Annotated in this window: 29 protein-coding genes; 16 read left to right on the top strand and 13 right to left on the bottom strand. The window is 71.7% G+C overall.

What is annotated here, in order from left to right; all coding sequences use genetic code 11:
• Nucleotides 1-36: 36 nt before the first annotated feature.
• Nucleotides 37-945 carry a glucosyl-3-phosphoglycerate synthase gene (locus AB0K15_RS21515; protein WP_364053023.1) on the top strand — a complete coding sequence of 303 codons (909 nt, stop codon included), beginning with the start codon at nt 37-39 and terminating at the stop codon, nt 943-945.
• Here the strand turns inward: AB0K15_RS21515 and cydC are convergent.
• Genes cydC through AB0K15_RS21495 form a run of 4 tightly spaced genes read right to left on the bottom strand, consistent with a single transcriptional unit; the run spans nt 878 to nt 6,160 of the window.
• Nucleotides 878-2,434: a thiol reductant ABC exporter subunit CydC gene (cydC, locus tag AB0K15_RS21510; protein ID WP_364053020.1), complete on the bottom strand. Its 1,557-nt coding sequence runs from the start codon at nt 2,432-2,434 to the stop codon at nt 878-880. The two genes, AB0K15_RS21515 and cydC, sit on opposite strands and share 68 nt — an antisense overlap.
• The gene (cydD, locus tag AB0K15_RS21505; RefSeq protein ID WP_364053017.1) at nt 2,431-3,984 is read right to left on the bottom strand and encodes a thiol reductant ABC exporter subunit CydD; all 1,554 of its coding nucleotides are present in this window, start codon (nt 3,982-3,984) and stop codon (nt 2,431-2,433) included. Before cydD ends, cydC begins: the two co-directional genes overlap by 4 nt.
• Before the next feature lie 11 nt (nt 3,985-3,995).
• Nucleotides 3,996-4,991 carry a cytochrome d ubiquinol oxidase subunit II gene (locus AB0K15_RS21500; RefSeq protein ID WP_364053014.1) on the bottom strand — a complete coding sequence of 332 codons (996 nt, stop codon included), beginning with the start codon at nt 4,989-4,991 and terminating at the stop codon, nt 3,996-3,998.
• Between the two features lie 2 nt (nt 4,992-4,993).
• A complete protein-coding gene (locus AB0K15_RS21495) occupies nt 4,994-6,160 on the bottom strand; it encodes a cytochrome ubiquinol oxidase subunit I (RefSeq protein ID WP_364053011.1) in 1,167 nt (388 codons plus the stop codon).
• 140 nt (nt 6,161-6,300) lie between these two features.
• On the opposite strand from AB0K15_RS21495, the gene AB0K15_RS21490 reads away from it, so the two are divergent.
• From AB0K15_RS21490 to AB0K15_RS21470, 5 genes are read left to right on the top strand one after another with little or no spacing between them, the layout of a single operon-like run.
• Nucleotides 6,301-6,624, top strand: a complete 324-nt coding sequence (locus tag AB0K15_RS21490; protein WP_220246405.1) for a helix-turn-helix transcriptional regulator — start codon at nt 6,301-6,303, stop codon at nt 6,622-6,624.
• Between the two features lie 17 nt (nt 6,625-6,641).
• Nucleotides 6,642-7,316 (top strand): permease prefix domain 1-containing protein, encoded by a 675-nt coding sequence (locus AB0K15_RS21485; protein ID WP_360603030.1) that lies wholly within the window; start codon nt 6,642-6,644, stop codon nt 7,314-7,316.
• Nucleotides 7,313-7,627 (top strand): DivIVA domain-containing protein, encoded by a 315-nt coding sequence (locus AB0K15_RS21480; protein WP_360603028.1) that lies wholly within the window; start codon nt 7,313-7,315, stop codon nt 7,625-7,627. The genes AB0K15_RS21485 and AB0K15_RS21480 overlap by 4 nt, the downstream gene beginning before the upstream one ends.
• Nucleotides 7,620-8,078 carry an SRPBCC family protein gene (locus tag AB0K15_RS21475; protein WP_364053006.1) on the top strand — a complete coding sequence of 153 codons (459 nt, stop codon included), beginning with the start codon at nt 7,620-7,622 and terminating at the stop codon, nt 8,076-8,078. Before AB0K15_RS21480 ends, AB0K15_RS21475 begins: the two co-directional genes overlap by 8 nt.
• Entirely contained in the window at nt 8,075-8,644 is a 570-nt protein-coding gene (locus tag AB0K15_RS21470; protein ID WP_364053003.1) for a DNA-3-methyladenine glycosylase I, read from the top strand. Before AB0K15_RS21475 ends, AB0K15_RS21470 begins: the two co-directional genes overlap by 4 nt.
• Before the next feature lie 42 nt (nt 8,645-8,686).
• On the opposite strand, the gene AB0K15_RS21465 is transcribed toward AB0K15_RS21470, so the two are convergent.
• The gene (locus AB0K15_RS21465) at nt 8,687-9,481 is read right to left on the bottom strand and encodes an enoyl-CoA hydratase-related protein (protein WP_364053000.1); all 795 of its coding nucleotides are present in this window, start codon (nt 9,479-9,481) and stop codon (nt 8,687-8,689) included.
• Nucleotides 9,482-9,680: 199 nt separating this feature from the next.
• On the opposite strand from AB0K15_RS21465, the gene AB0K15_RS21460 reads away from it, so the two are divergent.
• Together AB0K15_RS21460 and AB0K15_RS21455 are read left to right on the top strand one after the other, a co-directional pair.
• Complete coding sequence (locus AB0K15_RS21460; RefSeq protein ID WP_005155393.1) at nt 9,681-9,848, top strand: DUF3117 domain-containing protein; 168 nt, start codon at nt 9,681-9,683, stop codon at nt 9,846-9,848.
• A 90-nt stretch (nt 9,849-9,938) separates the two neighbouring features.
• Nucleotides 9,939-11,363 carry a leucyl aminopeptidase family protein gene (locus tag AB0K15_RS21455; RefSeq protein ID WP_364052997.1) on the top strand — a complete coding sequence of 475 codons (1,425 nt, stop codon included), beginning with the start codon at nt 9,939-9,941 and terminating at the stop codon, nt 11,361-11,363.
• A gap of 806 nt (nt 11,364-12,169) precedes the next feature.
• Here the strand turns inward: AB0K15_RS21455 and AB0K15_RS21450 are convergent.
• A complete protein-coding gene (locus tag AB0K15_RS21450) occupies nt 12,170-13,066 on the bottom strand; it encodes a LysR family transcriptional regulator (RefSeq protein WP_364052994.1) in 897 nt (298 codons plus the stop codon).
• A 64-nt stretch (nt 13,067-13,130) separates the two neighbouring features.
• On the opposite strand from AB0K15_RS21450, the gene AB0K15_RS21445 reads away from it, so the two are divergent.
• Nucleotides 13,131-14,327, top strand: coding sequence for an MFS transporter (locus AB0K15_RS21445; protein ID WP_364052991.1), 1,197 nt, complete (start codon nt 13,131-13,133; stop codon nt 14,325-14,327).
• 4 nt (nt 14,328-14,331) lie between these two features.
• On the opposite strand, the gene AB0K15_RS21440 is transcribed toward AB0K15_RS21445, so the two are convergent.
• Nucleotides 14,332-14,985 carry an O-methyltransferase gene (locus AB0K15_RS21440; protein WP_220246413.1) on the bottom strand — a complete coding sequence of 218 codons (654 nt, stop codon included), beginning with the start codon at nt 14,983-14,985 and terminating at the stop codon, nt 14,332-14,334.
• 190 nt (nt 14,986-15,175) lie between these two features.
• On the opposite strand from AB0K15_RS21440, the gene sigE reads away from it, so the two are divergent.
• The 5 genes from sigE to AB0K15_RS21415 all read left to right on the top strand — a co-directional run bounded on the left by sigE (nt 15,176) and on the right by AB0K15_RS21415 (nt 19,508).
• Nucleotides 15,176-15,790, top strand: a complete 615-nt coding sequence (sigE, locus tag AB0K15_RS21435) for an RNA polymerase sigma factor SigE (protein ID WP_364052987.1) — start codon at nt 15,176-15,178, stop codon at nt 15,788-15,790.
• Nucleotides 15,787-16,470: a zf-HC2 domain-containing protein gene (locus AB0K15_RS21430; protein ID WP_364052984.1), complete on the top strand. Its 684-nt coding sequence runs from the start codon at nt 15,787-15,789 to the stop codon at nt 16,468-16,470. Before sigE ends, AB0K15_RS21430 begins: the two co-directional genes overlap by 4 nt.
• 276 nt (nt 16,471-16,746) lie before the next feature.
• Nucleotides 16,747-18,270: a trypsin-like peptidase domain-containing protein gene (locus AB0K15_RS21425; protein WP_364052981.1), complete on the top strand. Its 1,524-nt coding sequence runs from the start codon at nt 16,747-16,749 to the stop codon at nt 18,268-18,270.
• A 103-nt stretch (nt 18,271-18,373) separates the two neighbouring features.
• Nucleotides 18,374-18,799, top strand: coding sequence for a Sec-independent protein translocase protein TatB (gene tatB / locus AB0K15_RS21420; protein ID WP_364052978.1), 426 nt, complete (start codon nt 18,374-18,376; stop codon nt 18,797-18,799).
• 208 nt (nt 18,800-19,007) lie between these two features.
• Nucleotides 19,008-19,508: a hypothetical protein gene (locus tag AB0K15_RS21415; RefSeq protein ID WP_364052975.1), complete on the top strand. Its 501-nt coding sequence runs from the start codon at nt 19,008-19,010 to the stop codon at nt 19,506-19,508.
• A gap of 36 nt (nt 19,509-19,544) precedes the next feature.
• Here AB0K15_RS21415 and AB0K15_RS21410 read toward each other — a convergent pair whose 3' ends face one another.
• The 4 genes from AB0K15_RS21410 to AB0K15_RS21395 form a co-directional block, all read right to left on the bottom strand.
• Nucleotides 19,545-20,690, bottom strand: coding sequence for a P-loop NTPase (locus AB0K15_RS21410; RefSeq protein ID WP_364052972.1), 1,146 nt, complete (start codon nt 20,688-20,690; stop codon nt 19,545-19,547).
• 10 nt (nt 20,691-20,700) lie between these two features.
• Nucleotides 20,701-21,225 (bottom strand): DUF1003 domain-containing protein, encoded by a 525-nt coding sequence (locus tag AB0K15_RS21405; protein ID WP_364052969.1) that lies wholly within the window; start codon nt 21,223-21,225, stop codon nt 20,701-20,703.
• Nucleotides 21,218-22,546 (bottom strand): CBS domain-containing protein, encoded by a 1,329-nt coding sequence (locus AB0K15_RS21400; protein ID WP_364052966.1) that lies wholly within the window; start codon nt 22,544-22,546, stop codon nt 21,218-21,220. Before AB0K15_RS21400 ends, AB0K15_RS21405 begins: the two co-directional genes overlap by 8 nt.
• 72 nt (nt 22,547-22,618) lie before the next feature.
• Nucleotides 22,619-23,506: an aminoglycoside phosphotransferase family protein gene (locus tag AB0K15_RS21395; RefSeq protein WP_364053823.1), complete on the bottom strand. Its 888-nt coding sequence runs from the start codon at nt 23,504-23,506 to the stop codon at nt 22,619-22,621.
• Between the two features lie 106 nt (nt 23,507-23,612).
• Between AB0K15_RS21395 and AB0K15_RS21390 the strand changes: the two genes are divergently transcribed.
• Nucleotides 23,613-24,488 carry a slipin family protein gene (locus AB0K15_RS21390; RefSeq protein WP_364052963.1) on the top strand — a complete coding sequence of 292 codons (876 nt, stop codon included), beginning with the start codon at nt 23,613-23,615 and terminating at the stop codon, nt 24,486-24,488.
• A gap of 51 nt (nt 24,489-24,539) precedes the next feature.
• Here AB0K15_RS21390 and AB0K15_RS21385 read toward each other — a convergent pair whose 3' ends face one another.
• Nucleotides 24,540-25,343, bottom strand: coding sequence for a DUF4190 domain-containing protein (locus AB0K15_RS21385; RefSeq protein ID WP_364052960.1), 804 nt, complete (start codon nt 25,341-25,343; stop codon nt 24,540-24,542).
• A 43-nt stretch (nt 25,344-25,386) separates the two neighbouring features.
• Nucleotides 25,387-25,695: a DUF4190 domain-containing protein gene (locus AB0K15_RS21380; protein WP_285970319.1), complete on the bottom strand. Its 309-nt coding sequence runs from the start codon at nt 25,693-25,695 to the stop codon at nt 25,387-25,389.
• A 238-nt stretch (nt 25,696-25,933) separates the two neighbouring features.
• Here AB0K15_RS21380 and AB0K15_RS21375 point away from each other — a divergent pair.
• Nucleotides 25,934-26,391, top strand: a 458-nt coding sequence (locus AB0K15_RS21375; RefSeq protein ID WP_364052957.1) for an acyl-CoA dehydrogenase family protein, incomplete at its 3' end; no start/stop codon positions are given.

The raw sequence follows: 26,391 nt of genomic DNA, 5'->3' as shown, positions 1-26,391 counted from the left end.
GACAGGTCGGTGGCACCAGCATGGCACGATCGGCCGATGAGCTGGTTCGAACGTCGCACCTGGCAGGAACCCGCGTGGACGCCCGCCGACATCCTGGCGGCCAAGCGTGACCGCACGGTTTCGGTGGTGCTTCCGGCCCTGGACGAGGAGCGAACGGTCGGTGACGTCGTCGCGTCGGTGCGGCCGCTGCTCGGCACCGTGGTCGACGAGCTGGTAGTGGTCGACTCGGGCTCCACCGACGCCACCGTCGAGGTCGCTGCCGCCGCCGGAGCCCGCGTCGTGCGCCGCGAGGACGTGCTGCCCGACCTCCCGCCGCGCTCCGGCAAGGGCGAGGTGCTGTGGCGTTCGCTGGCCGCGACGACCGGCGACCTCGTGGTCTTCCTGGACTCGGACCTCGTGGACCCGGACCCGGCGTTCGTGCCGGCGCTGCTGGGGCCGCTGCTGACCGAACCCGGCGTGCACCTGGTCAAGGGCTTCTACCGGCGTCCGCTGCGGCTGGAGAGCACCGGCGGCGGCCGCGTCACGGAGCTGCTCGCCCGGCCCGTGCTGTCCGCGCTGCGCCCGGCGCTGGGCGAGCTCGTGCAGCCGCTCGGCGGCGAGTACGCGGGCACGCGCGAGTTCTTCGAGTCCGTGCCCTTCGCCGGCGGCTACGGCGTGGAGATCGGCCTGCTGCTGGACGCCGAGGAGCGCTACGGCCTCGACGGGCTCGCCCAGGTCAACCTCGGCGTCCGCAAGCACCGCAACCGCTCGCTGCTGCAGCTGGGCGTGATGGCTCGGCAGATCCTCGGCACGGCCCTGGCGCGCTGCGGCGTGCCGACCGACGCCGACGCGCGGCTGACGCAGTTCGTGCAGGTGTCGGGGGAGTGGCTGCCCGACGTCAGCGAGATCCCGGTGCTGGACCGGCCACCGATGGCGCAGGTGCGGGCCGTCCGTCCTCGAGGCTGAGCACGCGGTCGAAGCTTCCGAGGTGCTCAGGGCGGTGCGTCACGAGGACGACGGTCCCCTTCGCGTTCGCGAGGACGCGGGCGAGGACCTCGTCGCCGTGGGTTTCGTCGAGGCCCTCCACCGGCTCGTCGAGGACGAGGACCGGCGGAGCGGCGAGGACGGCGCGGGTGAGGACCAGGCGCTGGCGCTGGCCGCCGGACAGCGTGGTGGCGTCGCGGTCCCAGGCGACGTCGAGGTCGGTGACGGCGCAGGCGGCGCGGAGGTCTTCGTCGGTCGCTCCCGGCGCGGCGACGAGGAGGTTTTCGCGGACGGTGGTGGCGAAGACGTGGGCGTCGGCGAGGGCGCCGGAGACCACCCGGGGGCTGGGGCCCTGGATCGGCTGACCGTCCACTGTGGCCTGGCCGGACGTGGGTGCGGTCAGGCCGAGCAGGACGTGGAGCAGGGTGGTTTTGCCGGCGCCTGACGGGCCGAGCACGCCCAGCCGGGTGCCCGGCGGGAGGTCGAGGTCGATGCCCTGGAGGGCGGGTTGCCGGCCGGGGTGGTGGACTGTGACGTTCTCCAGCTTCAGGTGACCGGGTCCGGTGTGTTCGGGAGTTTCCGGCGGAGTGGTCGCCAGCAGCTCGCGCACGCGGCCCAGCGATGTCCGCAGCTCCGGCGCGCGCTGGGCCGCGGCGGTCAGGGGCAGGACGATCTCGAACAGTGCCAGCACAACCAGGGTCAACGCGGCGGTGACCGGGAGGCTCGAGCCGGCCAGGAGAGCCACGGCCGCGGTCGTCGCGAGCTGGATGAAGGCGCCGGCCGCGGTCAGCGCCGACAGCCGGGCCGACACGCTGCGGGCCCGCGCGGCGATCCCCTGGATCACGGTGCCGGCGGCCGCGACGGCCTGGGGTTCGGCGCCGTAGGCCACCAGTTCGTGGCGGCCGGTGACCAGCTCGACCGTGCGCTCGGCCAGCTCCTGCCGAGCAGGCGAGGTGAGGGCCTGGCTCGTCGCCGTGACCCGCGCGGCCAGCCACGGCAGCAGTCCACCGGCGACGAACAGGCCGGCCACGAGCACCGTGGCAGCCGGGACGCTGACGAACGCCGTGACCGCGGCCAGCGCCAGGCCCACGCTTCCCGCCACCGCGGCCGGAAGCGCCAGGCGCAGCACGGCGTCCTGCACCGCGTCCACATCGGACACCAGCCGCGTCACGAGGTCGGCACCGGAGTGTTCGGCGACGCGCCGCGGCACGAGCGCCGCGTACACCCGGGCCCGCAGCGCGCCGAGGTAGCGCAGCACGACCTCGTGCCCGGCCAGGCGCTCCGCGTACCGCAAGCCACCGCGGGCCAGCGCGAACACGCGCACCGCCACGATCGCGACGGTCAGCGCGGCGAGCGGCGGCCGCTCGGCCGCCCGCATGAGCAGCCACGCCGCCGTGCCGGTCAGCGCGAGCCCGGAGACCTCGGCCCCGGCCGCGAGCAACGCGGCCCGGAGCAGTCGTGCGACGTTCATCGGACCCCCATCGGTATCCGGCCGCCCACGAGCGGGACGGCACGCGTGGCCATCGCGGTCAACGCGGGGTGGTGCGCGACGAACAACGCCGTGCGGCCGGGAAGCAGCTGCCGGGTCCCGTCGAGCACCGCCTGTTCGGTGCGCCGGTCGAGCCGGGCGGTGGGTTCGTCGAGCAGCACCAGCCCGGCTTCGGTGCGGGCGAGCGCGCGGGCGAGGCCGACGCGTTGCCGTTGCCCCGCCGACAATCCCGCGCCCAGCTCGCCGATGCGCGTCGCGTAGCCCTCGGGCAGCTCGGCGACCACGTCGTCGAGCGCGGCAGCGTGGGCTGCGGCGGGCACGTCGGCTCCGGAACCCAGCGCGATGTTCTCCGCGACGGTGCCGCTGAACAACGTCGGCCGCTGCGGTAGCCAGGCCGTGTCCCGCAGCCAGGCCGGGTGGTCGAGGGACCGCAGGTCGACCCCGTCCACGAGCACCCGCCCGCTCGTCGGCGTGACGAACCCGAGCAGCACGGCCAGCAGCGTCGACTTCCCGGAACCACTCGGCCCGGTGACGGCGACGTGGTCACCGCGGCCGATCACGAGGTCCACTTCGGACAGTGCGGCGACCTCGCCGTAGCGCACGGAAACACCGGCGAGCTCGATCTCCGGCGGCCCCGCCGGCCGGGTCACCGTGCCGCCGCGCCGGGCCGGCCGGGGAGTGGCCAGCGCTTTGCGCAACGCCGTGAGGCCTTCGGCCGCCGCGTGGAACTTCGCGCCCGCCGCACGCAGCGGCAGGTACGCCTCGGGCGCCAGCACCAGCACCAGCATGGCGGTGTGCGCGGTGAGGGAGCCTTCCAGCAGGCGGAACCCGATGGGCACGGCGATGAGCGCGATCGACAGCGTGGCCACGAGTTCCAGGACCAGCGACGACAGGAACGCGACGCGCAGCGTGCCCAGCGTCGCATCGGCGTGGGCGTCGGCCATCGCGCGCACGTGCTGGGCTTGCGCGCGGGCGCGGCCGAAGAGCTTCAACGTGGGCAGGCCGCGCACGGCGTCGAGGAAGTGCCCGCCCAGCCGCGTGAGCAGCGCCCACTGCCGTTCCGTTCGCGCCTTCGCGCGAGCCCCGACCAGCGCCGCGAACACCGGGATCAACGGCAGCGTGGCCACCACGATCAGCGCCGACGTGAGGTCGGTCGTGACCAGCCGCACCACCACGGCGACCGGCACGAGCACCGACGCGACGAGCGCCGGCAGGTAGCCGGTGAGGTACGCCGTGGTCGCGTCGACGCCCTTCGTGACCTGCGTCGTGACCACGCCGGCGTCGGCCGTCGACCCGAGCAACCGTCGGCGAAGTCCGGCCTGGGCGTCGGCCGCGAACCGGCCGGTGACGACGCCTTGCCCCAGGGTGAGCAGCACGCGCGCGCCCACAGCGGCGAGGAGCGTGACGCCCAGGCCGCGACCGGTGAGCAACGTCGCGAGGCCTTCGGCCTGGAGCAGGACCACGCCGGCGGTCAACGCGCCGAGGATTCCGAGCAGGATCAGGTACCGGCGCAAGCCGGGCAGTGACGGCATTTCGTCCCCCTCTAGAAGTGCAGCAACGACTGCCGGTCGACGGGCCCGCGGTTCGCCCGCCAGGTCAGCCACTGCACGACCACCAGCACCACCAGCACGGGCACCGCGAACCACGCGAGCAGCCCCGCCGTCTCGGGTGCGGTGAAGGCGTCGGAAACGGTCAGCGCGTACCCGGGGTCCGAAGTGGACACCAGGATCGTCGGGAACCGCAGCGCGCCCACCACCAGCGCCGGGGTCGCCGACAGCAGCATCGCCGCGGGCAGCGCGAGCCGGTACCGCTTGGCGCGCAGTCCGAACAGGACGGTCCCGAACGCCGCGAACGCCACCGCTGTCACCACGATCGCGGCCCACGAGATCCCCGACACCGCCAGCGCGCCCCACGCCGTGGCCACGACGAGGAACGTGCCGACCGGCGTCGCGAACGTCTTCGCGAACCGCGCGGCCCGGCCGGTGAGCTCCGCCGGCCCGCGCACGGTGAGGAACACCGCCGCCTGCAGCCCGAACAGCGCCACGAACCCGAGCCCCCACAACACGGCATACGGGTCGAAGAGCGCGAGCACGTCGTCGACGGGGTTGCCCCGGGCGTCGACCGGCAGGCCGAGCACGAGGTTGCCCAGGAACAGGCCCCACGCCAGCGTGGTCACGAGCGCGCCCGCCGTGATGCCGAACGACCAGGGCCCGCGGCGCGAGTCGGGCCTGCGGCTGCGCAGCTGCACCGACGCGGTGAACGTGACGAGCCCGAGCAGCAGCGCCACCACCAGCACGTACGCCCCGGCGAACACGCGGCCCTCCAGGTGCGGGAACACACCGAACAGCACCCCGACGGCGGCGATCAGCCACACCTCGTTGGCCAGGAAGAACGGCCCGAGCGCACCCAGCGCCCGCCGTTGCTTCGCCTCGTCGCGGCCGAGGCCGGGGAGCAGGAAGCCGACGCCGTAGTCGTAGCCGGCCAGCGCGAAGTACCCGCCGAGCAGCAGCCCGAGCACACCCCACCAGATGGTCGTCATCGTCAGACTCCGCTCAGTATGGGAAGTTCGGGCTCGACGGGCGCTTGTTCCGGCTCCGGCCCGCGCCGCGCGATCCGCGAGAGCAGCACCCAGTCGGCCACGGCGAGCGCCGCGAACAACACGCCGAACGCGATGAAGGAGAACAAGACCTGGCCGCCGGGCACGGCGGCGACCGCGTCGGCCGTGCGCAGCTTGCCCCAGATCAGCCACGGCTGGCGGCCGATCTCCCGCACGAGCCAGCCGCAGATCGCAGCCACGAACGGCAGCGCGATCGCCGGGACCATCAGGTAGTGCAGGAACCGCGCGCGCATCAGCCAGTTGCGGATCAGCAGGATCGTGCCGGCCAGCGAGCACAGCAGCGCGACGAACCCGATCCCGATCATCGCCGCCAGCGGCACCCCGACGGCGCTCTCGCCGAGCTTGTCCGGCTGGTACTTCGCGAGCTCGCCGAACTGCTCGAAGCCCTGGTTGATCGTGACGATGCTGCCGATCAGCGCCGTGACCACGCCGAACCGCATCGACCGGGAGAAGAAGTCGACCTCCGCGGTGCGCTTGAGGAAGTGGTAGGCGCTCACGCCGGTCACGAAGAAGCCGCCGGTCATCAGCGCGCCGCCGATGACGTGCGGCAGCGAGGCCACGAGGGCGGGGTTGGTGAGCAGCGCGCCGAAGTCGTCGAGGCGCAGCACGCCGCCCTGCAGGTGGCTGCCGACCGGGTTCTGCAGGAACGAGTTGGCGACCATGATGAACAGGGCCGACGCGTATGCGGTGAGCGTGACCAGCCAGATCAGCGCCAGGTGCAGCCACTTGCCGAGCCGGCCCCAGCCGAAGATCCACAGCCCCAGGAAAGTCGACTCGAGGAAGAACGCCACCAGCGTCTCGATCGCGAGCGGCGCGCCGAATACGTCGCCGGCGAATGCGGAGAGCCCGGTCCAGGTGAGCCCGAACTGGAATTCCATCACGATTCCGGTTGCGATGCCCAGCGCGTAATTGATCACATACAGCCGGCCCCAGAACCGGGTCATGCGGAGCATCTGCGGGGTGCCGCTGATCGTCGCGCGTGTCTGCATGACCGCGGTCACGGTCACCAGACCCAGCGTGAGCAGCACGAACAAGAAGTGGAACGACGTCGTGGTCGCGAACTGGAGTCGCGCTATGGGTAGGGGGTCCATGGCGAGCGAGTGTATATGTAGCGCGGCTACATGTAGTAGAGAAATCTATGAGATCCGGGTCATCTCAGGGTTTTCCCCGGGTCCCCGGTGCGGAACGGGGGATTACGCTTCCGAGGACGACATGAGTAGACTGCCCACCTATGAAGGCGGACACGTTGCGCGGGCACCTCGACGCGCTGCTGCTGGCTGTGCTCGACGGCCGGAAGCTGCACGGTTACGCGATCATCGAGGCGCTCTCGCTGCGGAGTGACGGCGCGCTCGACCTGCCGACCGGGACCGTGTACCCGGCGCTGCGCAGGCTGGAGCGGGCCGGCTACCTGGCCAGCGAGTGGGACGTGGTGTCGGGGCGCAAGCGCCGCACCTACCGGCTCACCCGCTCCGGGCAGCAGGCGCTCGCCGCCGAACGAGCCGAGTGGCGGGAGTTCACCACGGTGATCGGCGGCGTCCTGCGGGCGGAGGCATGACGGCGGGGGAGGTCCGCGTGAATGCGATCGAGGGGTATCTGACCGACCTCGACCGGCGGCTCGTCGGCTGCCGGTCGACGAAAGACGACCTGCTCGCCGAAGCCCGTGACGGCCTGCACGACGCCGCCGACGCGTACCGGGAAGGCGGCTGGCCGGCCGAGGAGGCCGAGCGCCGCGCGGTGGCCGACTTCGGCGGCGTCGACGTGGTGGCCGACGACTACCAGGCGGAGCTGTCCATGCACAGCGGCGTGCGCACGCTGTGGAAGCTCGTGCTCGGCGTGCCCGCGATGCAGCTTTCCTGGGACTTCGCCCGGATCCTCACCTTCGGCGACTGGACGCGGCTGTCGACCCCGACGCCCGAGTGGTACCGCGTGGCCACGCACTTCTCCCACGGCGCGGTGTTCGTGGTCCCGGCCGTGGGCCTCATCGCGCTGGTCTGCGCGCGCTGGCTGAGCCGCCGCGTCGACGGCGTCCGCCTGGCGCGCACGTGCGGGTTCTTCATCGCCGGCGCGGTCGGCGTGAACCTCGCTTCGGTGCTGACTCTCGTGGTGGCGACCGGTTTCGTGGACGTCTCGCGGCTGTTCCTGTCCGTTCCGTGTGTGTTGCTGATGGTGGCGTATGTACTGCTGTCGGTGCGTCTGGTCGTGCTCGCGCGACGTTCCTGGGGCCGGTGTGCCACGATCGTGGCGTGACGACCGCGCTGATCTACCTCGTAGTCATGCTGCTGGTGGCCGCCGTGGTGTTCCTGCTCGCCGCCGTGGTGTTCGGCCGGGGCGAGGAGCTGGCCCCGCTGCCGCCGGGCAGCTCGCCCACGCGCCTGCCCGCCGAGGACATCACGGGCGAGGACGTGCGTCACGTGCGCTACCAGCTCGTGCTGCGCGGCTACAAGATGTCCGAAGTGGACTGGGTGATGCGCCGGCTCGGCGTGGAGCTCGACGAGCTGCGCGGCCGCGTCGCGGAGCTCGAGGCGGCCCAGCCGGAGCCGAGGCCCGCGGGTGAGTAGTGACCTGATCCTGTCCGTCGAGGTCGAGGCCCCGGCGGGCACGACGTGGCTGGCGCTCACCGACTGGCCGCGCCAGAGCGAGTGGGTGCTCGGCACGACCGTGCGTGTACTCGAAGGCAATGGGCGCAGCGTCGGTTCGAAGATCGCGGCCACCACGGGGATCGCCGGCATCGGGTTCACCGACACCATGGAGGTCACCGCGTGGGAGCCGCCGCTGCGGGTGACCATGCGCCACCTCGGCAGCCTCGTGCGCGGCACGGCGGCGTTCCAGGTCGTGGCCAACGGGCCGACGCGTTCCACGTTCGTCTGGGCCGAGCACCTCGACCTGCCGTTCGGGCTGATCGGGCGCCTCGGCTGGCCCGCGGTGCGCCCGGCGTTCTCGCTGGGGGTGCACCACTCGATGAAGAGGTTCGCGAAGTTCGTGCAGGACTATTCGGTCGGTGAGCGGTGACGGAGCTGCTGGGCCAGGACGGCGTCAAGCGCTGCTCCTGGGGAAACTCGACGCCGGACTACACGGCCTACCACGACGAGGAGTGGGGCACGCCGCTGCACGGCGAGGTCGCGCTGTACGAGCGGCTGACCCTCGAGTCGTTCCAGTCGGGACTTTCGTGGATCACGATCCTGCGCAAACGGGAGAACTTCCGCAAAGCGTTCCGCAAGTTCCAGCCCGCGAAGGTGGCGCGCTTCGGCGACGCCGACATCGAGCGCCTGATGGCCGACGCCGGCATCGTGCGCAACCGCGCGAAGATCCTGGCGGCCATCAACAACGCGCGCGCGATCGCGGGCCTGGATTCGCCGCTCGACGAGCTGCTGTGGTCGTTCGCCCCGGCGAAGCACAAGCGGCCGCGGACGATGGCCGACGTGCCGGCCGTGACCGACGAGTCGAAGGCCATGGCGAAGGAGCTGAAGAGGCGCGGCTTCGCGTTCCTCGGCCCCACCACGTGCTACGCGCTGATGCAGGCGACCGGCATGGTCGACGACCACGTGTCGGGCTGCTTCCGGGCCGAACGCTCGTGAGTGTTCCGTCCGGTTTTCGGCCGGACGGAACACCCACGCGGACTACTTGCCCTGGAAGTTCGGCTTGCGCTTGCCGACGAAGGCCTCCACGGCCTCGGTGTGGTCGGCCGTGGCGCCGAGCGCGGTCTGGGCCTCGTCCTCGGCCGCGAGCGCTTCGTCCAGAGAGGACTGCGCGGAGACGGCGAGCACGTGCTTGATCTTCGAGTACGCCACCGTCGGGCCGGCGGCGAGCTTCGCGGCCACGGCCTGGGCGCGCGCGGCGAGCTCCTCGTCGGGCACGACCTCGCCGACCAGGCCGATGCGCTGCGCCTCGGCGGAGTCGACGGTGCGGGCCAGCAGCATCAGCTCGGCGGCACGGCCGAGGCCGATGAGCCGCTGCAGCGTCCACGACGCGCCGGAGTCCGGGCCGAGCCCGACGTTCGCGAACGCCATCAGGAACGACGACGACTCGGCGGCGATCCGCAGGTCGCTCGCGTAGGCGAACGCGGCGCCCGCGCCGGCGGCCGTGCCGTTGACCGCAGCGATGACCGGCTTCGGCATGTCCACGATGGCCTTGACGATCGGGTTGTAGTGGTCGCTCACCGTGTGCAGCGGGGCCGGGTCGTTCGCCTGCAGCAGCCCGACGTGTTCCTTCAGGTCCTGGCCCGCGCAGAACGCCTTGCCCGCGCCGGTGAGCACGACCGCGCGCACGTCCGCGTCGTCGGCCGCGGCGCGCAGCTCGGCGAGCAGCCGTTCCTTGAGCTCGACGGTCAGCGAGTTGTACGCCTCCGGCCGGTTCAGGGTCAGGGTGCGCACGCCGTCGGCGTCGGCGGTCAGGAGGACGTCGGGTGTGGTCACTGTGGTGCTCCTCTTGGCGTAATCGTGGGTCCTCCGCCGAGTCTTTCAGCCCCGCGTGGCGCATACCAGCACCGATACGGCGGCAAATGATCGGTCCGCGTTCGCGCCCGGCCGCTGATGAGGGACAATGGGGGTCAAGACCCGGCTGGCATGGGAGTGCGCGACCCGGGCGCGCCGGTTGAGACGGAGGGAGCACGCTATGGCGGCCATGAAGCCCCGGACCGGAGATGGTCCCCTCGAAGTGACCAAGGAGGGGCGGGGCCTCGTGATGCGGGTGCCATTGGAAGGTGGCGGCCGTCTCGTCGTCGAGCTCTCCGCGGAAGAAGCGAAGGACCTCGGCGCAGCACTTCAGGAGGTCACCGGCTGATTCCGGCTCCCCTCCCCATCCGCTCACCGAACCCCGGTCTCCTCATGGAGGCCGGGGTCGCGGTTCATCTGCGCCCGAAGGTTGCTCACTGTGCGTAACTCGCTACCGCCTGTCCCGACCAAACTGCCCGAGATCGAGGTCGCCGACGCGTTCCGGCGCGGTGCCCCGCAAGTGGTGCTGGCGCTTTCGTCCGCGGAGGTGGAACTCGGCGGGGTGAAAGCGACCGGCAAGGCGGGTGACGTGCAGGAAGTCCCCGCCGACGGCGCGGTGCGCTGGGTCGCCGGCCTCGGCGCGGGCGAGCCGCGCGACTACCGCCGCGCGGGGGCGGCGCTGGCGCGCGCGGTGTCCTCCGTGGACCAGCCGGCGCGGACGGTCCAGGTGGGGCTGCCCGAGGACGTGACCGCTGCGCACGTCGGCGAGCTCGCGATGGGCTTGTTCCTGGGCGGCTACCGGTTCGTGGTGACCACAGAGGACCCGAAGCCCGCGGTGCAGACCGTCCGGCTGGTGGGCCCTTCGGCCGCGGCGTACGCGGACGAGGTCGCCCGCGTACGTGAGCTGGCGGCCGCCGCCGCGCTGACGCGGGACCTGGCCAACGCACCGTCGAACATCAAGAACCCCGCGTGGCTCGCGAACACCACCGCGAAGGTCGTCGGCTCGGCCGCGGTGACCGTGCACGTGCGCGACGAGAAGTGGCTCGCGGACAACGGCTTCGGCGGCGTGCTCGCGGTCGGGGGAGGTTCGGACGCCCCGCCGCGCTTGATCGAGCTCTCGTATTCTCCGCGCGGCGCCAAGACCCACCTGCTGTTCGTGGGCAAGGGCATCACCTTCGACACCGGTGGTCTGTCGGTCAAGCCTGCCGACGGCATGCACCTCATGCGCACCGACATGGCGGGCGGCGCGGCCGTGATCGCCTCCGTGCGCGCCATCGCCGCGCTGGGTCTGGCCGTGCGCGTGACGGCGTTGGTGCCCGCCGCCGAGAACCACGTCTCCGGTGGTTCGTACCGCCCCGGCGACATCGTCCGCCACTACGGCGGCCGCACCACCGAGGTCGGCAACACCGACGCCGAGGGCCGCATGGTCATGGCCGACGCTCTCGCCTACGGGATCCGGACGTACAAGCCCGACGCCGTCATCGACGCCGCCACCCTGACCGGCGCCATGAAGGTCTCCCTGGGCCTGCGCACCGGCGGCCTGTTCTCGACGGACGACGACCTCGCCGCCCGCGTCGTGGCCGCCGGCACCCGCGCCGGCGAGTCCTGGTGGCGCATGCCCCTGGTCGACGACTACGCCCCCGGCATCGAAGGCGAACTCGGCGACGTCCGCCAGGCCCCCGGCGGCCCCGGCGGCATCATGGCCGCCCTCTTCCTCCGCGAGTTCACGGCCGGCCTGCCCTGGGCCCACCTCGACATCGCCGGCCCCGCCCGCGCCGACAAAACGTACGACGACGTGGTCCCCGGCGCTTCGGGCTTCGCCGCCCGCACCTTGGTGGAACTGGCCGCCTCCTACTCGGCCTGACCCCCCCGCCCCACGCCTCGCCCCAATGTGGCGTTCGTTGCGCTCACCGCACCGAACGCCACATTGGGGCGCTCTCGCCACCACCCAACCGCCACCCGCCTGCCCAACTCACCACCCACCCAGGCTGCGCCGCCCTCACCAACCGCCACGCACGCGCGCGACCGCACCCTGCACCCAGGCCGCGTCGCCCCCACCGACCGCCACTCACCCACGCGACGAAACCTGCACCCAGGCCGCGCCGCCCCACCAACCGCCACTCACCCACGCGACCGCACCCTGCACCCAGGCTGCGCCGCCCTCACCAACCGCCACGCACGCGCGCGACCGCACCCTGCACCCAGGCCGCGCCGCCCCCACCAACCGCCACGCACGCGCGCGACCGCACCCTGCACCCAGGCCGCGCCGCCCCCACCAACCGCCACGCACCCGCGCGACCCCACCCTGCACCCAGGCTGCATCCACCCTCACCAACCGCCGCCAATCCACCGAGCGGACCCTGCACCCAGGCTGCGCCACCCCCACCAACCGCCACGCACCCGCGCGACCGCACCCTGCACCCTGGCCGCATCCACCCTCACCAACCGCCGCCAACCCACCCGGCAGACCCTGCACCCAGCCCCTCCCCGGCACCCCGATCCGAAGCCTCCTTGCGGCCGGCGAGCCGTTGTCAAGGCACGCTTTCCCGCCTTGACAACGGCTCACCGGCCGTCAACACAATCCAGCTTCGGGGTGCACCCCCAACGCAACACGCCCCCGCGAAGGACCGAAGAACCCAAAGAACCGCGAACCAAACAACCCGAAGAACCTCACCAATCCATCCCCAACACAAACTCCCGAAAAACCCGCACAGCCCGACTGACCGGCTCCCCCCTCCGCCAAGCCAACCCGATCGTCCTCCCCACCGGCGGCTCTATCGGCACCTCCGCCACCCCAGCCGGCGCCCCCGGCTCGAAATGCGGCAGCAACGCCACCCCCAACCCAGCGGCCACCAACCCCCGCACGGTGTCCGACTCCTGCCCCTCGAACGCAATCCTCGGCGAAAACCCCGCCGCCGCACACAACTCGTCCGTGATCCGCCGAAGCCCGTACCCGGGCTCCAGCAACACGAACTCCTCCTCCGCCAACTCCTCCATCCGCACCCCACGACGTCCCGCCAGCCGATGCCCCGCCGGCACCGACAGCAAAATCGGCTGCGTCGCCAACACCGCCGTCTCGAACACCACATCGTCAGGAACCGGCGCCAGCAACGCCAAATCCAGCTCGCCACCGGCAAGCCGATCCACCATCTCCTGCCGAGACCCCTGCACCAACGTGAACCGCGCCCCCGGCACCTGCGCCCGGTACCCCCGCAGCAACGACGGCACCAACGACCTCCCCAGCAGATGCAGGAACCCGAGCACCACCCGCCCGCTCTCCGGCTCGATCTCCTCCCGAGCCAGCCGCGCCCCGGCGTCCACGGAAGCCAACGCCCGCTCAGCAGCCTCCGCCAGCAACTCCGCGGCGCGCGTCAGCCGGATCCCCCGCCCGTCCGGCACCGTCAACGGCGCCCCCAACGACTCCGCGAGCGCCGCCAGCCGACGGCTCACCGTGGGCTGCGGCACACCCAGCAGCTCGGCCGTGCGTGTGACGTTCCTCGTGCTCCGCAGGGTCGCGAGGAGCAGCAGGTGGGGTGCGAGCTGGGAAGTCAGGCGTTCATGCGTCACAGTATGGATTATCGCGCATGACCGTATTGGACGTATTGGTTAGCTCTCCTTACTTTCGGCAGACGTGACCACTACAGCCAGCACCACCGTCCGGGTCAAGGTCGCCGTCGCCGCTGCCGGGTTCACGTCGTTCGCGCTGCTCTACGCGCCGCAGCCGGTGCTGCCGCAGCTCGCGCAGCAGTACCACCTCGACCCCGGTGGCGCGTCGCTCGCGGTGAGCGTGGCGACGGGTGCGCTGGCGATCTCGGTGCTGCCCATCGCGGCACTGTCCGAAGTGGTCGGGCGGCGGTCGGTGATCATCGCTTCGGTGGTGATCTCGGCGGTGCTGGGGCTGCTGCTGCCGCTCGTGCCGTCGTACTCGGTGATGCTGGTGCTGCGCGCCGTCCAGGGGGTGGCGATCGCGGGCTTCCCGGGCGTCGCCACGGCGTACCTCGTCGAACGGCTCGGCAAGGTCGGGGTCGCGGCGGCCGTGGGCGCGATGATCGCCGGCAACTCCATCGGCGGCATGACCGGTCGCCTCGCGACGGGCTTCACCGCGGGTCCGCTGGGCTGGCGCGGCGCGCTGTACGTCGTGGCCGGCATCTCGCTGGTCTGCGCGATCGTCACCGTCGTGGTGCTGCCGAGGGGCCGGCAGCACCAGGAAGACCGCCAATCCCTGCGTGACGTCGGCGTCGGCCTGCTCCACGCCGTGCGCAAACCCGTGCTCCTGGCCCAGTACGCCGTCGCGCTGCTGGCGATGGGCTCGTTCGTCGCGCTCTACAACGCCGCGGGCTTCCGCCTCACCGGCGAGCTGCACCTCTCGCCGGCCATCGCGTCACTCGTCTTCCTCGCCTACGCGCTGGGCTCGGTCTCCTCGGCGACGGCCAACCGGCTGGCGACGAGAATCGGCCGCCGCCGCGCGATCATCGGCGCGCTGCTGCTCATGGCCGTCGGCGCGGCGCTCACCATCCCGGAATCCGTGGCGATGGTCGCGGTCGGTTTTGTGGTGCTGACCTGCTCGTTCTTCGCCGCCCACGCCATCGCCAACAGCTGGGCCGCCGCCGAGGCACCCGAGAACGCCCGCGGCCAGACCGGCGGCTGCTACACGCTCATGTACTACCTCGGCAGCAGCGTCGGCGGCGCGGTCGGCGCGGTGATCTACGGCGAAGCCGGCTGGGCCTGGCTCATCGCCGCCGTGGCCGTGTGGCTCGCGTTGGCCGCGGCCGCCGTCGGCGTGGGCACCACGGTCCACGTCCGCACCCGCGAGCTGGCGCACACGTAGAACCTCAGCCGACCGCCGCCACCAGCAGCCCGCCGCCGACCGGCAACAGGGCCGGGACCAGGCGTTCGTCCTCCCGCATCGCCCGCGCGACCTCGCGCAGGGCGAGTGTCTCGGGGTCCCGCCGCGACGGGTCGGCGACGCGGCCGCCGGCCAGCACGTTGTGGAAGGCGATGATCCCGCCGCGGCGCAGCAGCGAGACGCCCTTCTCGTAGTAGTTGGGGAACTCGAGGCGCGCCGCGTCGATGAACACCAGGTCGTAGCCGCCGGGCGTGAGCCGGGGGAGCACGTCGAGGGCTCGGCCGACGATCAGCCGCGTGCGGCCGGGCGGGATGCCGGCTTCGAGGAACGTCTTGCGCGCCGCGCGCTGGTACTCCGGCTCGAGGTCGATCGACGTCAGCACGCCGTCGGGGGCCATCCCGCGCAGCAGGTGCAGGCCGCTCACCCCGACCCCCGTGCCGACCTCCACCACGGCCCGCGCGCCGAGCGTCGCGGCGAGGAAACGCAAGGTCGCGCCCGCCCCCGACGCCAGCGGGGCGCAGCCCAGGTCGGCCGCGCGCGCCCGCGCCGCGGCCAGTACGTCGTCGTCGGGAAGGTACCCGTCGACGTACTCGGCGCCGACCGGCTCGGCCGCCGAGGCCGCATGCGTCCCGGAACTCACGCGCGAAGGTTAGCGTTGCTTGTCGATAAATCAGCGAAGGCTCCCTGGTAAGCCCGCCGAAATAACTTCTCAGCCTGCTCTCAGTCCTGTCTCACTAGAACCATAAGGAGACCCGACAAACTCAATCTCGACCGTGCGGGAACACCGTGCCCGAGAGCAGCGTTGGCTGAGCAGAAGAGGAGAGTCGCAGATGGAGGTGCCTGCTCCCCTGATGCAGACCGCTGACAAGTCGGAACCCGAGCTGGTGACCGTGGACTCGGGCGAGGCCACCTGGACGCCCCCGTCATGGGACGAGGTCGTGCGCGAACACGCCGACCGCGTCTATCGCCTGGCATACCGCCTCACGGGCAACAGCCACGACGCCGAGGACCTCACGCAGGAGACGTTCATCCGCGTCTTCCGCTCGCTCGCGTCGTACAAGCCGGGCACCTTCGAGGGCTGGCTCCACCGCATCACCACGAACCTGTTCCTCGACATGGCGCGCCGCCGCTCGCGCGTGCGCATGGAGGGGCTGCCGGACGACACCGACCGCATCGTCGGCGACGACCCGAGCCCCGAGCAGGTCTACACCGACACGCACCTCGACCCCGACCTGCAGGAGGCGCTCGACGAGCTGCCTCCGGAGTTCCGGGCCGCCGTGGTGCTCTGCGACGTCGAAGGCCTCTCGTACGAGGAGATCGGCGCCACGCTGGGTGTCAAGCTCGGCACCGTCCGCAGCCGCATCCACCGCGGCCGGCAGGCGTTGCGTGCGTCGCTGGAGCGCCGCCGTGCGCTTCGGGACGAGTCTGTGAAGGTGCCGGTATGACCGCTGCGCGAGGGTGGGGTCTCCCCGAGTCGCACTTGCTTCCCGACGTCGTGGTCGCCCTGGTCGACGGCGAGCTGTCGCTCGGCGCGCAGGACCGCGCGTCGGCCCACATCGCCCGCTGCCCGGGGTGCGCTGCCGAGGTCGCCGCCCAGCGGCAGGCCGTCGAGGCCGTGAAGCGCGCCGGTGAGCCGTCGATGTCGGCCGGCTTCCTCGCGAGCCTGCGGTCGATCCCGGACCACACCGAACTGCCCGGCACTCCCGACAACCTGGCGATGACGGCCGACGGCCAGCTCGTCGCCATCCAGCGCCCGGACCGGGTCGCAGGCCTGCGTGACGCGGGGGTTCTCGGAGGTACTGCCCCGTTGGGCTCGTCCACGCCGCTCGGGCACTCGTCCCACGTGCTCGGCGGCGGCCGTTTCACCCTCACCCGTAAACGCGCCGCCCAAGGCGCGGGCGTCGTCGTCTCCGGGCTGGTGCTGAGCGCGCTGGCTCTCGTCGGCACCACCGCCGACAGCGGCGAGGGCGCCCCGGACACCGGCGGCGTGCCGCAGCCCAACGCCAACCTGCTGCCCGCCCAGATGGCCGTACCCCGCTCCGAGCCGACGCTGCCGCCTCCGTCCCCGACGTCGACCACCGCCACGCCGGTGGTCGACCGGCTGACCCCGGTTCCGGCTCGCTGAGCCGCCCGCACCGCTTCTCCAGGGGGAGGTAGCGGTGCGGGGCAACAGCCATGTCCCGCTGCGCCGGTCGGCTGAACGGTCGCCGGCGCTCCAGCTCTCGGAGTCGGCGCCGCAGTGGGATAGCTGCCAACCTGCCCTGGCGAGCGGCTCCGACCACCGCGGCAGAACGGATGGCGAGCGCGGGGCAACAGCCATTTCACCGTCGTCTGGGCAGACTCGGACGTCGAGGCTTGGGTATCGTCACGCCCAGCCACCTGATCTCAGCCCCGGGGAATGATGACCGAGCAGCCGAACGCGAACTCCGCCCAGCCGCCTGCCGCGGGCGACGACCGGCTGGGACCCCGGCCGCTCGACCGCCCCGCCGTGGACCCGGCGCAGGAAGCGGTGTTCGGCCGGCCGCGTGGTGTCGACGGGGCGTTCGACAAGCTCTACACGCCCGCCACCAACGGCAAGGGCAACCTCGACCTGGCGCCGCCCACGCCCGAGTCGCTCGCGGAGGCGTTCCGCCGGCCGCCGGGTGCCGAGGGGGTGGTGCTGGAGCGCCCGCGCGAGGCGACCGGCGAGCAGCCCGCGCCCGAGGATCCCCTGTGGACGGACCCGCGCGACCCGTGGCGTGATCCCGCGGCCGGCGCCGTGCTGGCCGGCCCGGCGATGCCCGCGGAAGACGAGGAGAAGCCCGGTAAACGTCCGTCCGGCGCGCTGCTGAGCCTGCCCGAGGTGCTGTTCGGCCGTCGCGTGCAGCCGAAGGCGCTGGCGCTGCTCGGTGTGGTCGCGCTGCTGGTGGGTGCGGTCGGCGGGCTGGTCGGCTGGTGGATCGCCGACACGGGTTCGGCGCTTACCGGCAGCGCCACGATCTCCGAGGCCCAAGCGTCGAAGGAACGCCCGCCGGGGTCGATCGCCGACATCGCGAAGCGCGTCTCGCCCGCGGTCGTGTCGCTCGAGGTCTTCAAGCCCGGCGCCGACTCCGGTGAGCAGGGCTCGGGCGTGATGATCGACCCGCAGGGCTACATCCTCACCAACGAGCACGTCGTCACCACCGCCGTCGCCGACCCGACCGTGAAGATCACCGCGATCTTCAACGACGGCACGCGCACCGAGGCCAAGATCGTCGGCTCCGACCAGAAGACCGACCTCGCCGTGGTGAAGGTCAACGTGACCAACCCCGTGGTGATGCAGATCGGCAAGTCGTCCGACCTGCAGGTGGGCGACGCCGTGATCGCCGTCGGTTCTCCGCTGGCGCTGCAGAACTCCGTGACGTCGGGCATCGTCAGCGCGCTCGACCGGCCGATCACCGCCGGCGGCGACAGCGGCGAGCCGCCCGTGACCTACGAAGCCATCCAGACCGACGCCGCCATCAACCACGGCAACTCCGGTGGCGCGCTCGTCGACTCCACCGGCGCGCTGGTGGGCATCAACTCGTCGATCCGCTCGTCGAGCGCCGACGGCGGCAGCATCGGCATCGGCTTCGCCATCCCGAGCGACTACGCGATGAAGATCGCGAAGGCGCTCATCAAGGACGGCAAGGTCGTCCACGCGGACATCGGCATCAACGCCTCCTCGACGGTCGCCGGCTCGTCCACGATGGGTGCGCAGGTGAAGAACGTGGAGGCAGGCGGTCCGGCCGCCGCCGCCGGCATCAAGGAGGGCGACGTGATCACGAAGATCGGCGACCGGCTGGTGCGTGACTCCGCGGAGCTGACCGTGGCCGTCCGCAACCACGACGTCGGTGAGGTCGTGCCGGTGCAGCTCGCGCGAGCCGGCGCGGTGCTGGTCGTCGACGTGACTCTCGGGTCCGACTGATCGACGTCACATCGTCTTAAGCCCCGCTTCGCCCTTCGGGCCTGCCGGAACGCGGGGCGGCCCGGGTACTCTGACGGGGGAAGCACCGAGCGGAGGTTCACGGGTGTTCGACAGTGTCGGATGGGGCGAGATCCTCGTGCTCATCGTCGCCGGTCTCTTCATCCTCGGCCCGGAGCGGCTTCCGGAAGCCGCGTCGTGGTTGGCGAAGAGCGTGCGCAAGGTCCGCGAGTTCGCCAACGGTGCGCGCGCGCAGCTGCGCGAGGAGATGGGGCCGGAGTTCGACCAGCTCCGCAAGCCGCTGGAAGACCTCCGCGGGCTGCGCAACTTCGACCCCAAGCGGGTCGTGACCCAGCACCTGTTCGACGGCGACGCGGATCCGTTGGGGCTCAACAGCTTCAACTCCACGAACGGTTCGAACGGGACGAACGGGTCCAACGGTTCCCACGCCGTGAAGCCGCAGAGCGCCACGCCGCAGGCCGAACCGCTCAAGCCGGGCGAGCGGCCCCCGGTCGACCCCGACGCCACCTGAGCGCCGGGTCCGTCCGGTTGCGACCCGTCAGGGTGTGACCTAGGCCGGACCATGCCGCATCGGGTGCGTGCCGACTTGCGGCGCCGGGAGCGGGCGAGTTGGCTGTGGCGCGTTGCCGGCCCGACGTGACCCGACCTCTCGCAAGACGAAACGAACTTCCTGGGTAGCCTCGGGCGAACCGCCCATAACGACCCTGGAGGTCTCTGACATGTCACGCCGTGCGGGCGCCCTGGCCGCAATCATCGCCGCAGCGGGTGTCCTGGCCGTCGGGTGCACCGCGGACGACGAGCCCAGCACCCAGCCGCCGGCCACCTACACGTCGGTGCCCGCTCCCGCGACGACCGGCGGCCCGTCCGGTTCCCCGGCCCCGAGCAGCACGCTGAACGCCCCGGCCGGCGACCAGACCTACGTGAAGCGCGGCGCCCAGACCGGCGTGCCCGACGTCAATGTCCTGATCACGCTCGACTGGAGCAAGGGCAAGGTCAACCCGCCCGCCGGCACCGTCGACGTGCAGGTCGGCGACCGCGTCCGCGTCGTGCTCACCTCGGACCAGCAGGTCGACGTGAACGTCGACGGCCACCCCGAAGCCGCCACCGCCGTCGGCCCCGGCGACGCCGCGAACATCGACTGGGCCGTCACGCAGCCCGGCGCCACCGCGGTGACGCTGGGTGCCGGCAAGACGCTCCTGACGACCGTCCGCGCCTCCTGATCGCAGGCGCGGACCCAGCGGTTCGAACGGCCAGGCTCAGCGGCCGGCGGGGCTGACGTTCAGCATCATCCCCGCCAGGCCGCGGGCCCGGACGGTGAGCTTCTTCGCCGCTTCCTTGAGCACGAGCGACGCCGGTGCGTCCGGCTCCGCCAGCACGATCGGCGTGCCCTCGTCGCCCTGCTCGCGCAGGCGCGGGTCGAGCGGCACCTGGCCCAGCAGCGGCACGGTCGAGCCCACGGACTTCGACAGCGAGTCGGCCACGGCCTGGCCGCCGCCGGAGCCGAAGATCTCCATGCGCTCGCCCGAAGGCGTCTCCAGCCACGACATGTTCTCGATCACGCCGGCCACGCGCTGGCGCGTCTGCATCGCGATCGCGCCCGCGCGCTCGGCCACCTCGGCGGCGGCCTGCTGCGGCGTGGTGACCACGAGGATCTCCGCGTTGGGGATCAGCTGCGCCACGGAGATCGCGATGTCGCCGGTGCCCGGCGGCAGGTCAAGCAGCAGGATGTCGAGGTCGCCCCAGAACACGTCGGCGAGGAACTGCTGCAACGCGCGGTGCAGCATCGGGCCGCGCCACACCACCGGCGCGTTGCCCGGCGTGAACATGCCGATCGAGATCACCTTCACGCCGTGCGCCTGCGGCGGCATGATCATCGTTTCGACCTTGGTCGGCTTCTCGCGCGCGCCCAGCATGCGGGGGATCGAGTGGCCGTAGATGTCGGCGTCCACGACACCCACCGAAAGGCCGCGCTCGGCCATCGCGGCGGCCAGGTTCACGGTGACGGACGACTTGCCGACCCCGCCCTTGCCCGACGCGACGCAGTACACGCGGGTCATCGAGCCCGGCTGCGCGAACGGGATCACCGGCTCGGCGGAGTCGCCGCGCAGCGACTTGCGCAACTCGGTGCGCTGCTCGTCGCTCATCACGTCGAGCTCCACCCGCACGTCGGCGACGCCGGGGAGCTTCTTGACGGCCTTGGTGGTGTCCTCGGTCAGCGTCGCCTTGAGCGGGCAGCCGGCCACGGTGAGGTAGATGCCGACGGCGACCACGCCGTCTTCGCCGACCACGACGTCCTTGACCATGCCGAGGTCGGTGATCGGCTTTTTGATTTCGGGGTCGTACACGTCCTTCAGCGCGGTGCGGACGTCGTCGACGCTGGGGAGCTGCTGTGTACTCGTCACCTGCCCCATGTTACGTACCGGTCGGCACGTCCGATTTCGCCGCCTGCTTCGGCTTGCGTGACTTGGGGCTCATCGCGAGGTCCTCACGCAGCCGGTCGAGCTCGCTGCGCAGGTAGTCGCGGGTCGCGACCTCGCCGACGGCGAGCCGCAGCGCCGCCAGTTCGCGGGCCAGGTACTCGGTGTCGGCCTTCGTCTGCGCGGCGCGCGTGCGGTCCTCTTCCAGCGAGACGCGGTCGCGGTCGTCCTGCCGGTTCTGGGCCAGCAGAATCAGCGGGGCGGCGTACGCGGCCTGCGTGGAAAACGCCAGGTTGAGCAAGATGAACGGGTACGGGTCCCAGCGCAGCGACACCGCGGCCAGGTTCAGCACGATCCAGACGATGACGATGAGCGTCTGCCAGAACAGGTACTTGCCCGTGCCGAGGAACCGGGCGATGCGCTCGGTGAAGCGGCCGAAGGTGTCCGGGTCGATGTTGAGCCGGAACCGTGCCTGGCTGCGCGGCTGGTCGAGCCGGCGGCCCGAGGTGAGTTCAGGCACGGTCGGCCTCCTGGTGGTGGGCTTTGGACTGGTCGTGAACCTCGGCGGGCACGTCGGCGACGTCGTGCAGGCCGGTTTCGCGCCAGTCGTCGGGCAGCAGGTGGTCGAGCACGTCGTCGACGGTGACGGCGCCCAGCAGGTGCTCCTCGGCGTCGACCACGGGACCGCACGCCAGGTTGTACGCGGCGAAGTAGCGCGTGACCTCGGCCAACGAGGCCTCGGGCCGAAGCGCCGTGAGGTCGGTGTCCACGGCACTCGCCACGAGCTCAGCGGGCGGCTCGCGCAGGAGGCGCTGGAAGTGCGCCACGCCCACGAACCGGCCGGTCGGCGTCGCCGTCGGCGGGCGGCACACGAACACCATGCTGGCCAGCGCGGCAGGCAGGTCGGCGTTGCGGATGTGCGCGAGCGCCTCGGCCACGGTCGCGTCGGGCGTGAGCACCACGGGCTCCGGGGTCATCAGGCCGCCCGCGGTGTCGGACGAGTACGCCAGCAGCCGCCGGACCGGCTCCGACTCCTCGGGCTCCATCAACGCCAGCAGCCGGCTCTGGTCGGCGGGCGCCAGCTCGGCCAGCAGGTCGGCGGCGTCGTCCGGGCTCATCGCTTCGAGGATGTCGGCCGCGCGCTCTTCCGAGAGGTAGGCCAGCAGCTCCTTCTGGTCGTCGTCGGGCAGCTCCTCCAGTACGTCGGCGAGGCGTTCGTCGTCCATCGCGTCGGCGACCTCGTGCCGGCGTTTGAGCGGCAGGTCGCGCACGGTCGCGGCGATGTCGACGGCCCGCATGGTGTCGAACAGCATCAGCAGCTGTCCGGCGCCTTGCGGCTGTCCGGTGAGGTCGGTCAGGCCGAGCCCGGCGACCTCGTTCCACGCCAGCACGTGCATCGCGGCACGGCGGCGTGCGATCCCGAGCCGGGTCTGGCGTTCGCGGATGGCGAGCTTCGCGAGCACCCAGTCGCGCGTCCGGGTGGGTTCCATCGCGGCGTCGACCACCGTCACGCGCGTCTCGGTGCCGGCGAGTGACGCGTGCGCGTCGAGCAGCTGCCCGCACACGAGGACCTCGTTGGGGCGCTGGGTGAAGTGCCGCATGTTCACCGAACCGGTGGCCAGGGTCACAGCCGTCGGCTCGATCGTGGTGACACGCAGCATGGGCACGAAAACGCGCCGCCGCGTCGCGAGCTCGACCACCAGGCCGAGGATGCGGGGCGGCTGCTGGTCGAGTCGCAGGCCCGCGACGACGTCGCGGACCTTCCCGATCGACTCGCCGTCGGGCCCGAACACCGGCAGACCCGCCAGCCGAGCCACGAAAACCCTGTTCACGGCAGCCATGGGGCAGACACTATCCGCAAGCAGGCCCCGGCGCCCGCGTCAGGGAACCGTGTCTTGCCAGCGTCCTCTCAGCTAGGACTCCCAGGCCCAGGCGGTCAAAGCGGGCAGAGCCTCGGAGGAGGGCTGCTCGTCGCCGAGATCGGTGAAGTCACGCAGATCCGACTCGAACCAGAGCCGGTTCTGCACCGCGCGCACCAGCGTCCACGCGCGGGCGCGCTCGGGGTCGAGCCCGGTGGCGGCCAGCTTGGCGTCCACTGTGGATTTGTCGAACCGGTTCCACAGCAAGGAGAACACCCCGTACTCGAGGTCGCCGGCGATCGGTTTGGGGTCGATCACGAGCCACGGTTCACGCCGGGCGGCCAGCACGTTCTCGTAGTGCAGGTCCTCGTTCACGAGCAGCGCGCCCGCGGTGGGGCCGAGGCCGCGGCACACGTCGAGGGCGGCGTCGAGCTCGCGGCGGGGGAACGGGCCGCCGAGGTCGTGCCAGCTCTTCGGCAGCTCCTCCAGCAGACGCTCGGCTTCGCCGGGCAATGTCCGCGACAGCTCCGGTGGCGCGGGCACCGCCAGCCGGCGCGCGAGCTCGCTCATGATCTCCACGGCTTCGAGCACCGGCTCGGTGTGCAGCGTCCGCGTGTGGTCGAGGCGTTCCAGCAGCTGCACGCCTTCTTCGGGCGCGGACTCCAGCAACAGCACAGCACCGCGACCGGCCCATGTGGACAGTGCGAGTGGCTCGTCGCGCGATTCCTCGTGCGGCCAGCCGAGTTTGAGCACGGCGGGCGTGCCGTCGGCCCGGCGCGCGGGCTGCACGACGCCGACGAACCCGTGCATCGCCTCGCTTTCGAACTCCAGGCCCCATTCGCGGGCGAAGCGGTCGGCGAGGTCGGGCAGCGACGCCAGCCACGGCAGGCAGGCCGCTCCGAGGGCCCGCGGTGCGCGGGTGGCGAACGACGGCGGGATCACGAGTCGGGGCACTTGACCATCGTGGCAGTCACGTCGAGTCATTTCCCTGGGCACCAAGCGCGCGTACAGTAAAAATCCAGGGGTTCTGCGATCCCGGGGAGCTGCCATGATCGTTGAAATTCTCAGCGCGGTGGTCGTCGTGGGCGGAGTCTGGCTCGCCTCCGGTGTACGCGTGGTGAAACAGTTCGAACGTGGCCTGGTGTTCCGCTTCGGGCGGGTGCGCCCGGAGGTGCGCGGGCCCGGCCTGACCCTCCTGGTACCGGTTGCGGACCGCATGCACAAGGTGAACATGCAGATCGTCACCATGCCGGTGCCCGGCCAGGACGGCATCACGCGCGACAACGTGACGGTCCGCGTCGACGCCGTCGTGTACTTCAACGTGGTCGACCCGGTGCTGGCCGCGGTCAACGTGCAGGACTACCGCGCGGCCGTCGGCCAGGTGGCCCAGACGTCGCTGCGGTCCATCATCGGCAAGAGCGACCTCGACGACCTGCTGTCGAACCGGGAACGGCTCAACCAGGGCCTCGAGATCATGATCGACAGCCCCGCGATCGACTGGGGCATCCACATCGACCGCGTCGAGATCAAGGACGTGGCCCTGCCGGAGTCGATGAAGCGCTCGATGTCCCGCCAGGCCGAGGCCGAACGCGAACGCCGCGCGCGCGTGATCTCCGCCGACGGTGAGCTGCAGGCGTCGGAAAAGCTCGCGCAGGCCGCGGCGGCGATGAGCGACCACCCGGGCGCGTTGCAGCTGCGCCTGCTCGAGACGGTGGTGCAGGTTTCGGCGGAGAAGAACTCGACGCTCGTGCTGCCGTTCCCCGTGGAGCTGCTGCGGTTCCTCGACTCGAACACGCCGAAGGCCGGGAAATCGGCGACTGAGGAGGCGGCTTCGCCGGAGCGGCCCGCGCTGGACAAGTCCGAGACCAACGGGTTCTTGGGCCCGCCGCAGCCGCGCCAGGAAGGCGACGCGCTGACCGAGTGACGCACGCGCGGCCCGCCTCGCCAGACGGGCCGCGCGAGTGTTCTTTTCCGGTCAGTTGTCGAGGTAGCCGTTGGTCCCGAGGATCACGATCGTGACGAAGAAGCCCACGTACAGCGCCACGATCACGTAACCGATCACCACGGCCGACAGCGCCATGCCGCGGCCGCCCGCTTCGCCGCGGTTGGCCTTCGCGAGCGCGATGTGGCCCATGACGATGCCGGGGATCGCGATCAGGCACGTGAGCAGGCCCAGCAGCGAGCAGACGAGCGCGCCGATGGCGAGGCCGTTGGACTGCTGCGGGCCGTAGGGCGAGTACGGCTGGCCGTAGGGCTGCTGCGGGTAGGGCTGGCCGTACGGCGCGGCGGCCGGCGTACCGGGAACAGCGAGAGCGCCCGGGTACGAGGCGGTCGGGCCCGGGTACGGCTGGCCGGGGTAGGCCGGGGCCGCGTACGCACCGGCTGGCTGGACGCCGGGGTACGCGGCGGGCTCGGGCTGGCCGGGCATCGCGAAGCCGCCCGAGGGCTGGCTGCCGGGCGCGGCGTAGGGGGACGGCTGCTCACCGGTCGTGCTGCCCGGTGCCGCATACGGCGACGCGGTGTCGTTCGAGCCCGGCGCGGCGAAAGCGGTCTCGCCCGAGGCCCCCGTGCTGTCCGGCGCGGCGAAGCTCGTCGGCTGGTCGCTCGCCGAGCTGACGCTGTCGGGCGAGCTGAACGCCGTCGCGTCGCCCGCCGGCGGGTCGTACGGGGCCGGGTCCGCGGTGGCCGGCGGCTCGTAGGAGCCGGGGTAGGCGGTCGCCGGTGGCTCGTACGCCGTGGTCTCGTTCGGCCGGTCCTGCGGCTCGGACGGGTTGGTCATCGGGTTCCCCCTCGGTTCTGGTGGTCGCCCACCGCGAGCCTTCTCAGCCGAAGGCGCCGTACTTGTCGAGCTCGTGCAGCACGAGCGGGATCATGATCCCCCACACGGCCAGCGCCAGGTAACCGATCACGAACCCGGCGATCGCCAGCGCCCCGCCGGTCGCCCTCCCGTGGCGCGAGCGGTAGTAGGCGATGTGCCCCATCACGACCCCGGCGATCGCCGCGGGCGCGCACACGATGAAGCCCGCGATCGAGCACACCAGCGACCCGATCGCCAGACCCGCGCCCGGCGGCGGGCCCTGCGGCGGGTACGGCTGGTGCTCGAATGACGGGTGTTCGTAGCTCTCGTTCATCACGCTCCTTCCCAGCCACCGGTTGCCCGGAACCGCACTTTACTGATTCGGCCGAAAGCAGGCCGACCCCCACGCGGCACGTAACCGTTGCCCCGAAGCCGTTCGGCCGTGACTGTGGCCGGATTGGTAACGATCGGCACAGTAACGGGGCAACCGCGGTCACGGCGTGAGCACCCTCATAGGCGCGTACCCGCCCGGCCGTCCATACTCCGCGGTAACCCTGCGGAAGGAGCCCGTGATGGCCCGCCTCGCCCGGACCGCCGGTCTGACCGATGTGCAGTCCGAGATCCTCGCGACCGTGCGTTCGTTCGTGGACAAGGAGGTCGTCCCGCACGCGCAGGCGCTGGAGCACGCGGATGCCTATCCGGCGGAGATCGTCGAGGGCATGAAGGCGCTGGGCCTGTTCGGGCTGACCATTCCCGAGGAATACGGCGGTCTGGGCGAGTCGCTGCTCACCTACGCGCTGGTGGTGGAGGAGATCGCGCGCGGCTGGATGAGCGTCTCGGGTGTGATCAACACGCATTTCATCGTCGCGCACATGATTTCCCGCCACGGCACCGACGCGCAGAAGCGGCACTACCTGCCGAGGATGGCCACCGGGGAGGTGCGGGGCGCGTTCTCGATGTCGGAGCCCGATCTGGGTTCCGACGTGGCCGCGATCAAGACCCGCGCCCGCCGTGACGGTGACGACTATGT

This window comes from Amycolatopsis sp. NPDC049253, assembly GCF_040678995.1.
In the GTDB taxonomy this organism is placed as follows: domain Bacteria; phylum Actinomycetota; class Actinomycetes; order Mycobacteriales; family Pseudonocardiaceae; genus Amycolatopsis.
Note: the sequence above shows the minus strand (reverse complement) of the source record. Positions and strands in the feature narration are given on the sequence as shown.